Origin of the sequence: Halomonas sp. LES1 (genome assembly GCF_031846005.1) — a bacterium.
Taxonomy (GTDB): Bacteria; Pseudomonadota; Gammaproteobacteria; order Pseudomonadales; family Halomonadaceae; genus Halomonas.
This window is the reverse complement of the sequence record NZ_JAVRGC010000002.1, coordinates 452,875-465,565: the sequence shown is the minus strand read 5'-3', so window position 1 is coordinate 465,565 and position 12,691 is coordinate 452,875. Positions and strand designations below refer to the sequence as shown.

Genomic DNA, 12,691 nt, shown 5'->3' with positions numbered 1-12,691 from the left:
GGATCCAGGCCGTGCTGTCCAGACGCCCAACAATTTCAGCAACAATTTCAGCAACAAGCGCGAGACACGCTCATGACACGCCAACTCAACTCGATCAGCTATGTCAGCGGCACCAGTGATACCCCGCTCAAGGGCCAGACCATCGGTGACTGCTTCGACGAGACCGTCGCTCGCTTCCCCGACGGTGACGCCCTAATCAGCCGTCACCAGGGGCTTCGCTATACCTGGAAGGAGCTCCAGGAGGCCGTCGATCAGGCCGCCCGCGCCCTGCTCGCCATCGGCGTGCAGAAAGGCGAACGAGTGGGCATCTGGTCGCCGAACTGTGCCGAGTGGACCATTACCCAGTTCGCCACGGCCAAGATCGGCGCCATTCTGGTCAATATCAACCCCAGCTATCGCACCCATGAGCTGGAGTACGCCCTCAAGCAATCCGGCGCCTCGACGCTGGTCCTGCAGGGGGTCTTCAAGAGCTCCGACTATGTGGCGACCCTGGCAGAGCTGGCACCGGAGCTCCATGAAGAGCTGGCACCGGAGCTCCATGAAGAGCTGCGCGACGGAGGACCGAGCACCCTCAAGAGCGCCAGGCTTCCGGAGCTCAAGCGCGTCATCTGCCTGGATGGCGACCGCGCCCTGACCGGCATGTTCAGCTGGCAGTCGATGCTGGCTCACGCCGACGAGGTCTCCGCCGAGCACCTCGCCGAGGTGCAGGCCAGCCTGCAGTTCGACGACCCGATCAATATCCAGTACACCTCCGGCACCACCGGCGCGCCCAAGGGTGCCACCCTCTCCCATCACAATATCCTCAACAACGGTTTCTTCGTGGCGCGCACCATCGCGCTCACCGACCAGGACCGCATGGTGATCCCGGTACCGCTCTACCACTGCTTCGGCATGGTGATGGGCAACCTGGGCTGCATGACCCATGGTGCCACCATGATCTATCCGGGGGATGGCTTCGACCCCGAGCAGACCCTGCGTGCGGTCTCCGAGGAGAAGGCGACCACCCTCTATGGCGTGCCGACCATGTTCATCGCCGAGCTGGAGCACCCGGATTTCGAGAGCTTCGATCTCTCGCACCTGCGTACCGGCATCATGGCGGGCTCCATCTGCCCCATCGAGGTGATGCGCAAGGTGATCGATCGCATGAACATGCAGGACGTCACCATCTGCTACGGCATGACCGAGACCAGCCCGGTGAGCCTGCAGACCGAGACCGACGCCCCGCTGGAGAAGCGCGTCACCACCGTGGGCACCATTCACCCCCACCTGGAGGTCAAGCTGGTCAGCCCCGAGACCGGCGCCGTGGTGCCCCGTGGCGAGACCGGCGAGCTCTGCACCCGCGGCTACAGCGTGATGCTCGGCTACTGGAACAACCAGGAGGCCACCGACAAGGCCATCGATGAGGCGGGCTGGATGCATACCGGCGACCTCGCCACCATGGATGACGAGGGGTATGTGGCGATCGTCGGGCGCATCAAGGACATGATCATCCGCGGCGGCGAGAACATCTATCCGCGCGAGATCGAGGACTTCCTCTACACCCACCCCGCCGTCTCGGATGTGCAGGTAATCGGCGTCCCGGACGAGAAGTATGGCGAGGAGGTGATGGCCTGGATCAAGCTGACCGATGGCGAGGCGCTGAACGAGGAGGAGCTCAAGGCCTTCTGCAAGGGCAAGATCGCCCACTACAAGGTGCCGCGCTACGTGAAGTTTGTCGATGAGTTCCCGATGACCGTCACCGGCAAGATCCAGAAGTTCAAGATGCGTGAGGAAGCCGTGCATGAGCTTGGCTTGAAGTAGGTGCCAAGCGACCAAGCGAAAAAAAGTAGAAAGGGAAACCCCGCGGGCCTTAAGGGCCCGCGGGGTTTTTGATGACGACAACCGAGGTATGGCGCATTCCGTAGGAGGGAGGCTCTGCCTCGCGACTGGAGACCGTAGGCCTCCTCACAGTAGCTCCAGAGTGCTCATCAACACCGCCGAGGCGCCTTGGGGCGCCAATCGCGATGCGGAGCCGCTTCGGCGGTCCAATCCCTCCTACCACACCCCCAAACCCGGCGAAGCCGGATTACATCCCCTTCGGCGCGAAGATCCCCGGGGCGTTGCGCCAGTAGCCCTTGATATCCATGCCGAAGCCGTACACGTAGCGGTCGGCCACCTCCAGGCTGCAGTAGTCCGCCTTGAGGCCGGGCACCGCCTTGCGGTCGTGCTGCTTGTCGACCAGCACGGCGGTGCTGACGCTGGCCGCCCCCGCCTCGCGGCAGTAGTCGAGGATGGCGGCCAGGGTCGCGCCCTCGTCGAGGATATCATCGACGATCACCACATGGCGTCCGGCCATGGGAATCTCGGGCGATACTCTCCAGAACAGCTCGCCACCCCGGGTCTTGCCGCGGTAGCGGGTGGCATGCAGGTAATCCACCTCCAGCGGGAAGCCGAGACGGGTCAGCAGATGACCGGTGGTAATCAGCCCGCCATTCATCACGCAGTAGAAGACCGGCAGCTTGTCACCCAAGTCACGGGTGATCTCCTCCGCCATGCGGTCGAGGGCGCGCTCGACCTCCTCCTGGCTGATCAGGCAGTCGGCGCTGGCCATCAGGTCGCGCATATCGGTCAGCGATTGATGGGTCTCGGGATCGAGTCGGGGCATCAGAAAGTCTCGTGGTTAATCGATATCGGGGACAGTCCTCGTGACAGGGGACTGTCCCGGTGGGCCATGGTTACCCCATGGCCTCGAGATGGGCATGCAGGCGGCGCCAGCGAGAGAGGGCCGACAGGCTCTCCAGTGCCGGCCGTGCCCGCGCGAAACTGAGCTTCGAGAGGCGCGGGGTGGCGCGGTGGTCACGGCAGGCATCGAGCACTTCCAGGGCGGCCTGGCGATCATTGCAGACCAGCAGCATGTCACAGCCGGCGGTGAGTGCCGCCCGGGCACGCTCGGCGGGAGAGCCCGCCGAGGCAGCACCGGCCATGCTCAGGTCGTCGGAGAAGATCACGCCCCGGAAGCCCAGGCTTTCCCGCAGCATGCCGAGCCAGGCCGGCGAGAAGCCCGCGGGACGGCTGTCGAAGTCGGAGTAGACGACATGGGCGGGCATCACGGCGTCGAGCCGCGAGGCCAGCCGCGCGAAAGGCACCAGATCGTGGGCACGCAACGCCTCAAGGGGGCGGTCATCGACCGGCAGCTCGTGATGGGAGTCGGCCGCCACGCCGCCATGCCCCGGGAAGTGCTTGCCCACCGCCACCATGCCGGCCTCGTGGAGGCCGTCGACAAAGGCGCCGGCCAGCGTCGTCACGGCCTCGGGAGAGGAGGAGAAGCTGCGATCGCCGATCACCGTGGAGGTGCCACCATCCACATCGAGCACCGGCGCGAAGGTAAGATCGAGACCGCAGGCGGCCATCTCCATGCCCAGCAGCCAGCCGGCGTCCTGACACAGGCGCCGGGTCTCCTCCGGCCGGGTATCCGCATCACGCCCCAGGCGGCGCATGGCGGGCAGCCGCGTCACCCCCTCGCGAATCCGCTGAACGCGCCCGCCCTCCTGGTCGATGCCGATCAGAAGGCTGGGCCGCAGCCGACGAATCGAGTCACACAGCTTGCGGACCTGGCCGGCCGAGTCGACATTGCGGGCGAACAGGATCACGCCGCCGACCTCCGGGCGACACAGCAGGTCGGCCTCATCGGCCGTCAGTCGCGTGCCCTCCAGATCCAGCATCACCGGCCCCAAGGGCTGTCTATGAGTCTGTGACACGGGTGTCTGAGACATGATCAGACCTCCTGGGAAGCAGAAGAGAGATGCGCCGGCACCGGCGCCTGCATGGCGGCGACCACCACCGGGCGCAGGCGGCGCACCAGGTCGCGCACCGTGACATGCTCCGCGTAGTCCTTCTCGGCGATATCACGCAGCGCATCCAGGCCCGAGAGGGTGAAGATCACCGAGCCGAGCATGAAGTGCAGGCGCCAGAAGCGCTCGCTATCGGGCAGCTCCGGCGTGGCCTGGCGAATCAGCACGGTGAAGCGCGTAAAGACGCTGCCATACTCCTCCTGAATATAGCGGCGCAGGTGACTCTGGGCCTGACTGTAGGCGAGTCCGAGCAGACGCATGAACACCTTGAGGCTATTGCGCTCTGCCGGCACCTCCAGCACGCTGCTGGCCATGGTCTCGAGCAGACGCTCCAGCGGTATGGCCTGGTCGCCGTAGTGCGCCTCGAGCTCGTCCAGGGCACGATGAAAGCGCTCGGTAAAGGGGTCGAGATAGCGCGCGAAGACCGCCTGAATCAACGATTTCTTCGAGCCGAAATGGTAGTTCACCGCCGCCAGGTTGACCTTGGCCTTGCTGGTAATGGTGCGCAGCGATGTCTCGGCGAAGCCGCGCTCGGCGAACAGCACCTCGGCGGTGTCGAGGATCCGGGTGACGGTATCATTCTGTGCCATGCTGGGTGCGTCCAGTTATAAACATTTGTTTGAAATTTAGCGCAATTCTACGCTAGTCGGCAGTTTGGGCTCAACGCTCGGATAACGCATCGTTTAAAACGGTCCATGCAGATGTTGTTCAGGGGCCCTGGTCGGCCAGGAACACGGCTGACCGCCTCCGGATTACTGTACGGAACGTCATGCTGTATACTTGATCAATACGCTTGCGCCATTCGCACAGGAGGTTCCCATGGCTCGTCCGCTGACCCAGCGCCAACAGAACGTCTACGACTTTATCGTCAAGACCATGCAGGAGCTCGGTTATCCACCGACCCGAGCGGAGATCTCCCGAGCGATGGGCTATCGTTCGCCCAATGCCGCCGAGGAGCACCTCCGCGCCCTCGAGCGCAAGGGCGCCATCCGCATGATCTCCGGCACCTCACGGGGGATTCGACTGCCCGCACAGGAAGCGGAGGCCGAGACCGAGGAGGCCCCGGCGCGGCAGCTGCCGATCATCGGTGAAGTGGCGGCGGGCAGCCCGATCCTGGCCGCCGAGCATATCGATCGCTACTGCCCGCTGCCCCCGGAGTATTTCACGCCCCGGGCCGACTACCTGCTGCGAGTTCGTGGCCTGTCGATGAAGGAGATCGGCATCCTCGAGGGCGACCTGCTGGCGGTGCACCGCACCGACCGAGTGCGCAATGGCCAGCTCGTGGTGGCGCGCCTGGAGGATGAGGTGACGGTGAAGCGCTTCCAGCGCAAGGGGCACCAGGTGACCCTGGTGGCGGAAAATGCCGATTTCGCGCCCATCAAGGTCGACCTGCGGCACGACCCGCTGGAGATCGAAGGCATCGGCGTTGGCGTGATCCGTGGCGGCAACGGTCAATCCCTCTCCTGAGCGCAAGATCCTCCACGCCGACTGCGACTGCTTCTATGCGGCGGTGGAGATGCGCGACAACCCCGCGCTGCGCGACATTCCGCTGGCCATCGGCGGGAGCGTCGACCGGCGCGGGGTGATCGCCACCTGCAACTACCCGGCACGGGCCTTCGGCATCCATTCGGCGATGCCCACGGCCCGTGCGCTACGCCTCTGCCCTCACCTCACCCTGCTGCGCGGCGACTTCGACAAGTATCGCGAGGTCTCGCGCCAGATCCAGGCGATCTTCCATGAGCTGACCCCCCTGGTGGAACCGCTCTCCCTGGACGAGGCGTTTCTCGATGTCACCGGCGTGGAGCGTTTCTCGGGCAGCGCCACCTGGATGGCGCAGTGGATCAAGCAGGAGAGCCTCAGGCGTACCGGAATCACCATCTCGGTAGGCGCGGCCTCCAGCAAGTTCCTGGCCAAGATCGCCAGTGACTGGGAGAAGCCCGATGGTCTGACCGTCATTCCTCCACACCGGGTCGAGGAGTTCGTCAGCGCGCTGTCGGTAAAAAAACTCCACGGCGTGGGCCCGGCCACCGGCGCTCGCCTGGATGCCCTGGGCATCGACACCTGCGCCGAGCTGCGCAAGCTGCCCATCGAGCGGCTGGTGGAGGAGTTCGGCAAGTTCGGCAAGCGCCTCTTCGAACTGGCCCGCGGCATCGACGACCGTCCGGTCAAGCCCGAGCGCGAGCGCAAGTCGGTCAGCGTGGAGACCACCTTCTCCCGCGACCTGCCCGACCTCGCCCACTGCCGGGAGGCACTGTTGCCGCTGTGCGAGAAGCTGGAGGAGCGCCTGGCGCGCCACGGCCACCCCGCACTCGCCGGCATCGTCATCAAGGTGCGCTTCGATGACTTCAGCCTGACGACCCTGGAGAGCCGTGGCCTGGCGCCCTCCCCCGAGAACTACTCCAGACTACTGGAGCAAGCCTGGCGGCGCGGCCAGCGCCCGGTGCGCCTGCTCGGCGTCGGCACCCGGCTGGTGGAGGCCGATGCGAGGCGCCAGCTCAATCTGCCGTTGTGAGCCCTCCCCTTTAGGGGTCAGACCCCAAAAAGGGGAGGATCCTGTAGCCCAACCCACATCCCGCCGACCAAAGTGCAAGGCCCGCCAGCATGGGCTTCTCTTAACATTGTCGACAGTCTCGCGTAGAATCGCCGCCACCTGAAACGGGGACTTCCACCCCTGTTCCACGCGCCAGAGGCTTGTTCCGGTGGTGTTTCTACCGGGTAGCGACTCTACCGGGTCACGACTCTATCGGGTCGCGATTCCACCGGGTCGTGACACTCTGGCCCCACACGCAATGAGGGCCCTAACGTGCTTGAAGCCTATCGCCAACATGTCGAGGAGCGTGCCGCCGAAGGCGTGCCGCCTAAGCCGCTGAACGCCGAGCAGGTCGCCGCCCTGGTGGAACTGCTGAAGACTCCGCCGGCCGGTGAAGAGGAGTTTATCCTCGACCTGCTGACCAACCGCGTCCCGCCGGGCGTCGACGAGGCCGCCTACGTCAAGGCCGCTTTCCTGACCGCCATCGCCAAGGGCGAGGCCGAGTCCCCGCTGATCGACAGGGTCCACGCCGTCAAGCTGCTGGGCACCATGCAGGGCGGCTACAACATCGCCTCGCTGGTCGAGCTGCTCGACGACGCCGACCTGGCCAGGGAAGTGGGCGAGCAGCTCAAGCACACCCTGCTGATGTTCGACGCCTTCCACGACGTGGAAGAGCGTGCCAAGGCGGGCAACGCCGTGGCCAGGGAAGTCATCCAGTCCTGGGCCGACGCCGAGTGGTTCCTCGCAAAGCCAAAACTGGACGAGAAGATCACTCTGACTGTCTTCAAGGTGCCAGGCGAGACCAACACCGACGACCTCTCCCCGGCCCCGGATGCCTGGTCGCGCCCGGATATCCCGGTGCACGCCAACGCCATGCTCAAGAACGAGCGTGACGGCATCGAGCCGGAGGAGCCGGGCGTCAAGGGTCCCCTCAAGCAGATCGAGGAAGTGAAGGCCAAGGGCTTCCCGGTGGCCTACGTCGGCGACGTGGTCGGCACCGGTTCCTCGCGCAAGTCTGCCACCAACTCCGTGCTGTGGTTCTTCGGTGACGATATCCCCAACGTGCCGAACAAGCGCGCCGGCGGCTTCTGCTTCGGCGGCAAGATCGCGCCGATCTTCTTCAACACCATGGAAGACTCCGGCGCCCTGCCGGTCGAGATGGACGTCGAGAAGCTCGAGATGGGCGACGTCATCGACGTCTACCCCTATGAGGGCAAGGTGTGCAAGCACGGCAGCGATGAGGTGCTCACCACCTTCGAGCTCAAGACCCAGCTGATCCTCGACGAGGTGCGTGCCGGTGGCCGTATCCCGCTGATCATCGGTCGCGGCCTGACCACCAAGGCGCGCGAGTCCCTGGGCCTGCCCGCCTCCGACGTCTTCCGCCTGCCCGAGCAGCCCGCCGACACCGGCAAGGGCTTCACCCTGGCCCAGAAGATGGTCGGCAAGGCCTGCGGCCTGGACGGCGTGCGCCCCGGCATGTACTGCGAGCCGAAGATGTCCACCGTGGGTTCTCAGGACACCACCGGCCCGATGACCCGCGACGAGCTCAAGGACCTGGCGTGTCTCGGCTTCCAGGCCGACCTGGTGATGCAGTCCTTCTGCCACACCACCGCCTACCCGAAGCCGGTCGACGTGGATACCCACCACACCCTGCCCGACTTCATCATGAACCGCGGCGGCGTCTCCCTGCGCCCGGGTGACGGCATCATCCACTCCTGGCTGAACCGCATGCTGCTGCCCGACACCGTGGGCACCGGTGGCGACTCCCACACCCGCTTCCCGCTGGGCATCTCCTTCCCCGCCGGCTCCGGCCTGGTGGCCTTCGCCGCCGCGACCGGCGTGATGCCGCTGGACATGCCGGAGTCCGTGCTGGTGCGCTTCAAGGGCAAGCGTCAGCCGGGCGTCACCCTGCGTGACCTGGTCCACGCGATCCCCTACTACGCGATCCAGGACGGCCTGCTGACCGTCGAGAAGTCCGGCAAGAAGAACGCCTTCTCCGGTCGCGTGCTGGAGATCGAGGGTCTCGAGGACCTCACCGTGGAGCAGGCCTTCGAGCTCTCCGACGCCTCCGCCGAGCGTTCCGCCGCCGGCTGTACCATCACCCTGTCCGAGGACAGCGTGACCGAGTACCTCAAGTCCAACATCACCCTGCTCAAGTGGATGATCGCCAACGGCTACGGCGACCGCCGTACCATCGAGCGCCGCATCCAGGGCATGGAGGAGTGGCTGGCCGACCCGAGCTTGATGCGCGCCGACAAGGATGCCGAGTACGCCGAGATCATCGAGATCGATCTCGACGAGCTCAAGGAACCGGTACTCTGTGCGCCCAACGACCCGGACGACGCCCGCCTGCTCTCCGAGGTGGCCGGCGAGAAGATCGACGAGGTGTTCATCGGCTCGTGCATGACCAACATCGGCCACTTCCGCGCCGCGGGCAAGCTGCTCGAGAAGCAGCCGGCCGGCAGCCTGAAGACCCGCCTGTGGCTGGCACCGCCGACCAAGATGGACCAGCACCAGCTGACCGAAGAGGGCTACTACGGTATCTATGGTCGTGCCGGGGCACGCATGGAGATGCCGGGCTGCTCGCTGTGCATGGGTAACCAGGCGCGCGTCGCCGCCAAGAGCACCGTGGTCTCCACCTCCACCCGTAACTTCCCGAACCGCCTGGGCGACGGTGCCAACGTCTACCTCGCCTCTGCGGAACTCGCGGCCGTGGCCGCCGTGGAAGGCCGCCTGCCCAGCGTCGACGAATACCGCCGTTATATGAGCGAGTTCGACGCCATGGCCGGCGAGATCTATCGCTACATGAACTTCCACGAGATCGAGGAGTATCAGAACGCCGCCTCCAATGTGATCCCGATCGCTCAAGAGGCCTGAGTGTCGCGGTTCTGATATCCTCAGCTTCGACTCCGATGCTCGCAACATCGTAGGCCGCCGTCCGCGGCGGCCCGGGTCTCAACCCCGAAAGTCGATGAACGAAGCGCCCCTCACGGGGCGCTTTTTTTGTGTCACCCGCTGGTGGGGTGCGGCTCATTCGCGCCGGGCGATAACCGTCGCCGAATACCGACGCCATTCTACCAACGGTAACTAATTCAAACTTTAGTATTACATGCATATTTACTAAGGTGAGGGCTCCGCACGTCGAGGTGGCACTGCCATCCGGGTGTTCCCACTTGATTAATGATGAGGAGCCTCTCATGTCGATCCAGTACACCACCGCACTGCGTCCCCTGTCCCTTGGCGGTCTGGTGATCGCCGCCATCTCCCTCTCCCCGCTGGCCCTGGCGGAGGGAGCCGAACACCGCGGTCTCTACCTGGGGGCTGGCGCCGGCTTCGGTTCGCTCGAGAACGATCGGGATGAAGTCGCCGATTTCGTCGAAGGGGGTGTCGAGGACTTCGACATCGACGATGACGATAACGTCACCAAGTTCTTCGTGGGCTATGACCTCAACCGCTACCTCGCCGTGGAAGGCTTCTACAGTGACCTCGGTGAGGTGCGTTTGAAGGGCAACGATGCCGTCAACGCCGAGCTCGAGTCCCAGGCCTATGGCGCGAGCCTTGTCGGCAAGCTGCCGCTCACCGACTGGTTCACGCTCTTCGGCAAGGCCGGCCTGGCGCACTGGGAGACGCAGACCAACGGCAACCTCGGCAACTTCCAGCAGGAGCTCAGCGACCAGGACGGTACCGACCCGGTATACGGAGTCGGCGCCCAGTTCCAGCTGGACCCCATGCTGCTGCGCGCCGAATACGAGCGCTACGACTTCGATAGTGACTATACCGTCGATGCCTTCACGGCCTCCGTGGGCTGGCGCTTCTAAGCCCGGTCACGGGGCTAGATAGCGCCGGCACCTGTGGCATGATGATGTGACTATCACAGGCACATCGACCTTGAGCCAGATCGCTGCTTCCATTGTGATTCCGACCGCTCAAGAGGCCTGAGTGCCACGACTCTGACACCCGCAGCTTCGACTCCGATGCTCGCACCATCGTAGGCCGCCGTCCGCGGCGGCCCGACCTGAAGCCAAGACTTGAGGCCGAAGTCGATAAGCGAAGCGCCCCATCCGGGGCGCTTTTTTCTCCGTGGAGTGACGTGAACCTTGTCGGTAGGCGGGATCGGCCCGGCATCCCGGCTCCGCATCGCGGCCGAAGGGCTCCCCCGGATGACAGCACCAAGATCGGCAACACCGTCGAGGCGCCCGTCGCGATGGGGGAGCCTCCCTCCTACCATGCCACCCCCAGCCTAAGCGCCATTTCCAGCCCAAGTGCCATCTCCAGCCTAAGTGCCATCGGCGCCGAGGCGACAGTCTCGAACAGTCACGGTAGGATGGATATTGATCCCTTCTTGCTAAAGGAGCCTTGTCATGAATCAGGACGCGTTTCAGCACAGCATCCGCACGCTGCTCAAGAATGTCGGGGTGAATACCCAGCAGGAGATCGAGAAGGCCGTTCGGCAGGCGATCGACGAGGGCAAGCTGAAGGGCGACGAGCATCTGCCGGCGCGTGTCACCGTGACGGTCGACGGCATCGACCTGGCACTGACCTTCGACAGGGATATCACCCTTGAGTGAGGCGCGGGACCGTACGGTCATTCGCGTCGAGGGGCTGGGCAAGACCTTCTCGGGGGGCTTCGAAGCCCTCAAGGATGTCGACCTGGAGATCCGCCGTGGCGAGATCCTCGCCCTGCTCGGCCCCAACGGGGCGGGCAAGACCACCCTGATCAGCGTGATCTGCGGGCTGGTCAACCCGAGTCGCGGGCGCGTGCTGGTCGATGGCCACGACAATGTGCGCGAGTTTCGAAAGGCCCGGGCGCGCATCGGCCTGGTGCCCCAGGAACTGACCAACGATGCCTTCATCAAGGTGTGGGATACGGTGAGCTTCAGCCGCGGGCTGTTCGGCAAGCCGAAGGATCCCGCGCATATCGAGAAGGTTCTGCGCTCGCTGTCGCTGTGGGAGAAGCGCAACAACCGCCTGATTACCCTCTCCGGCGGCATGAAGCGTCGGGTGCTGATCGCCAAGGCGCTGGCCCACGAGCCCGAGATCCTGTTTCTCGACGAGCCCACCGCCGGGGTCGATGTCGCCCTGCGCCGCGATATGTGGGAGGTGGTGCGAGCGCTGCGCGACAGCGGGGTGACCATCATCCTCACCACGCACTATATCGAGGAGGCCGAGGAGATGGCCGACCGCATCGGGGTGATCCGCTCGGGGGAGCTGGTGCTGGTGGAGAACAAGCAGGCGCTGATGCAACAACTCGGTCGCAAGGAGCTCACCCTCCATCTGCGTGACCCGCTGGACTCGGTGCCTCCCCGCCTCGCCCGTCATCGCCTGACGCTGGCCGAGGAGGGGCACGCCCTGGTCTACGCCTATGACGCCACGGCAGACGAGGATGATGGCACCGGTATCGCCGGCCTGCTGGCCGATCTGGAGGCGGCGGGCATCGCCGTCAAGGATCTGCACACTCGCCAGAGCTCCCTGGAGGAGATCTTCGTCAATCTGGTCAAGGAGACGACGTGAATCTCGAATCCGTCAAGACCCTCTACCGTGCCGAGATGGCCCGCAGCCTGCGCACCGTGCTGCAGAGCATCGTCTCGCCGGTGCTCTCCACCTCGCTCTACTTCGTGGTGTTCGGCTCCGCCATCGGCAGTCGCATCAGCGAGGTGGACGGCATCAGCTACGGAGCCTTTATCGTGCCGGGCCTGATCATGCTGATGCTGCTCACCCAGAGCGTCTCCAACGCCTCGTTCGGCATCTTCTTTCCCCGCTTCTCGGGCACCGTCTACGAGGTGCTCTCCGCGCCCATGTCCTACTGGGAGGTCGTCGCGGGGTATGTGGGGGCCGCGGCCAGCAAGTCGCTGATACTGGGGATCATCGTGCTGATCACCGCACGCCTCTTCGTGCCCTACTCCATCGAGCACCCAGTGATGATGGCACTGTTCCTGGTGCTGACGGCAGCAACCTTCAGCCTGCTGGGCTTTATCATCGGCATCTGGGCCGATGGCTTCGAGAAACTTCAGCTGGTCCCGCTGCTGGTGATCACGCCGCTGACCTTCCTCGGCGGCACCTTCTACTCCATCGATATGCTGCCGCCCTTCTGGCAGGCGGTGACCCTGGCCAATCCGGTGGTCTACCTGATCAGCGGCTTTCGCTGGAGCTTCTACGGCATCAGCGACGTCAGCCCCTTGATCAGCCTGGGAATGATCGTGCTGTTCCTGGCCGCGGCACTGGCGGTGGTGGCCTGGATCTTCCGCACCGGCTACCGGCTGAAGCCTTAGCCAAAATCCGCGTAAATCCTCCCCCACTCGGGCGGGGAGCAGTCACCCCCCGCGACTCGCCC

At 64.8% G+C, this 12,691-nt stretch carries 11 protein-coding genes; 8 read left to right on the top strand and 3 right to left on the bottom strand.

Annotated elements, in window-relative coordinates:
- The first annotated feature begins 72 nt into the window (after nucleotides 1-72).
- Nucleotides 73-1,800, top strand: a complete 1,728-nt coding sequence (locus RM463_RS06360) for an AMP-binding protein (RefSeq protein WP_311429420.1) — start codon at nucleotides 73-75, stop codon at nucleotides 1,798-1,800.
- Nucleotides 1,801-2,065: 265 nt separating this feature from the next.
- On the opposite strand, the gene RM463_RS06355 is transcribed toward RM463_RS06360, so the two are convergent.
- From RM463_RS06355 to RM463_RS06345, 3 genes are all read right to left on the bottom strand, one after another.
- A complete protein-coding gene (locus tag RM463_RS06355) occupies nucleotides 2,066-2,644 on the bottom strand; it encodes a hypoxanthine-guanine phosphoribosyltransferase (RefSeq protein ID WP_195687645.1) in 579 nt (192 codons plus the stop codon).
- A 70-nt stretch (nucleotides 2,645-2,714) separates the two neighbouring features.
- On the bottom strand, nucleotides 2,715-3,752 hold the full coding sequence (gene nagZ / locus RM463_RS06350; protein WP_311429419.1) for a beta-N-acetylhexosaminidase: 1,038 nt from the start codon (nucleotides 3,750-3,752) through the stop codon (nucleotides 2,715-2,717).
- A gap of 2 nt (nucleotides 3,753-3,754) precedes the next feature.
- Nucleotides 3,755-4,420 carry a TetR/AcrR family transcriptional regulator gene (locus tag RM463_RS06345; RefSeq protein WP_311429418.1) on the bottom strand — a complete coding sequence of 222 codons (666 nt, stop codon included), beginning with the start codon at nucleotides 4,418-4,420 and terminating at the stop codon, nucleotides 3,755-3,757.
- 229 nt (nucleotides 4,421-4,649) lie between these two features.
- Between RM463_RS06345 and lexA the strand changes: the two genes are divergently transcribed.
- The 7 genes from lexA to RM463_RS06310 all read left to right on the top strand — a co-directional run bounded on the left by lexA (nucleotide 4,650) and on the right by RM463_RS06310 (nucleotide 12,629).
- Nucleotides 4,650-5,297 (top strand): transcriptional repressor LexA, encoded by a 648-nt coding sequence (lexA, locus tag RM463_RS06340; protein WP_311429417.1) that lies wholly within the window; start codon nucleotides 4,650-4,652, stop codon nucleotides 5,295-5,297.
- Nucleotides 5,269-6,342, top strand: coding sequence for a DNA polymerase IV (gene dinB, locus RM463_RS06335; RefSeq protein WP_311429416.1), 1,074 nt, complete (start codon nucleotides 5,269-5,271; stop codon nucleotides 6,340-6,342). The genes lexA and dinB overlap by 29 nt, the downstream gene beginning before the upstream one ends.
- A gap of 291 nt (nucleotides 6,343-6,633) precedes the next feature.
- Entirely contained in the window at nucleotides 6,634-9,237 is a 2,604-nt protein-coding gene (gene acnB, locus RM463_RS06330) for a bifunctional aconitate hydratase 2/2-methylisocitrate dehydratase (protein ID WP_311429415.1), read from the top strand.
- A 320-nt stretch (nucleotides 9,238-9,557) separates the two neighbouring features.
- Entirely contained in the window at nucleotides 9,558-10,178 is a 621-nt protein-coding gene (locus tag RM463_RS06325; protein ID WP_311429414.1) for a porin family protein, read from the top strand.
- A gap of 543 nt (nucleotides 10,179-10,721) precedes the next feature.
- On the top strand, nucleotides 10,722-10,928 hold the full coding sequence (locus RM463_RS06320) for a DUF6494 family protein (protein WP_195687651.1): 207 nt from the start codon (nucleotides 10,722-10,724) through the stop codon (nucleotides 10,926-10,928).
- Nucleotides 10,921-11,871: an ABC transporter ATP-binding protein gene (locus RM463_RS06315; protein WP_311429413.1), complete on the top strand. Its 951-nt coding sequence runs from the start codon at nucleotides 10,921-10,923 to the stop codon at nucleotides 11,869-11,871. The genes RM463_RS06320 and RM463_RS06315 overlap by 8 nt, the downstream gene beginning before the upstream one ends.
- On the top strand, nucleotides 11,868-12,629 hold the full coding sequence (locus RM463_RS06310) for an ABC transporter permease (RefSeq protein ID WP_311429412.1): 762 nt from the start codon (nucleotides 11,868-11,870) through the stop codon (nucleotides 12,627-12,629). The genes RM463_RS06315 and RM463_RS06310 overlap by 4 nt, the downstream gene beginning before the upstream one ends.
- Nucleotides 12,630-12,691 lie beyond the last annotated feature (62 nt).

Coding starts and splice junctions, on each gene's coding strand:
- RM463_RS06360 (WP_311429420.1), top strand. CDS start 73: ATGACACGCCAACTCAACTCGATCAGCTATGTCAGCGGCACCAGTGAT.
- RM463_RS06355 (WP_195687645.1), bottom strand. CDS start 2,644: ATGCCCCGACTCGATCCCGAGACCCATCAATCGCTGACCGATATGCGC.
- nagZ (WP_311429419.1), bottom strand. CDS start 3,752: ATGTCTCAGACACCCGTGTCACAGACTCATAGACAGCCCTTGGGGCCG.
- RM463_RS06345 (WP_311429418.1), bottom strand. CDS start 4,420: ATGGCACAGAATGATACCGTCACCCGGATCCTCGACACCGCCGAGGTG.
- lexA (WP_311429417.1), top strand. CDS start 4,650: ATGGCTCGTCCGCTGACCCAGCGCCAACAGAACGTCTACGACTTTATC.
- RM463_RS06325 (WP_311429414.1), top strand. CDS start 9,558: ATGTCGATCCAGTACACCACCGCACTGCGTCCCCTGTCCCTTGGCGGT.
- RM463_RS06320 (WP_195687651.1), top strand. CDS start 10,722: ATGAATCAGGACGCGTTTCAGCACAGCATCCGCACGCTGCTCAAGAAT.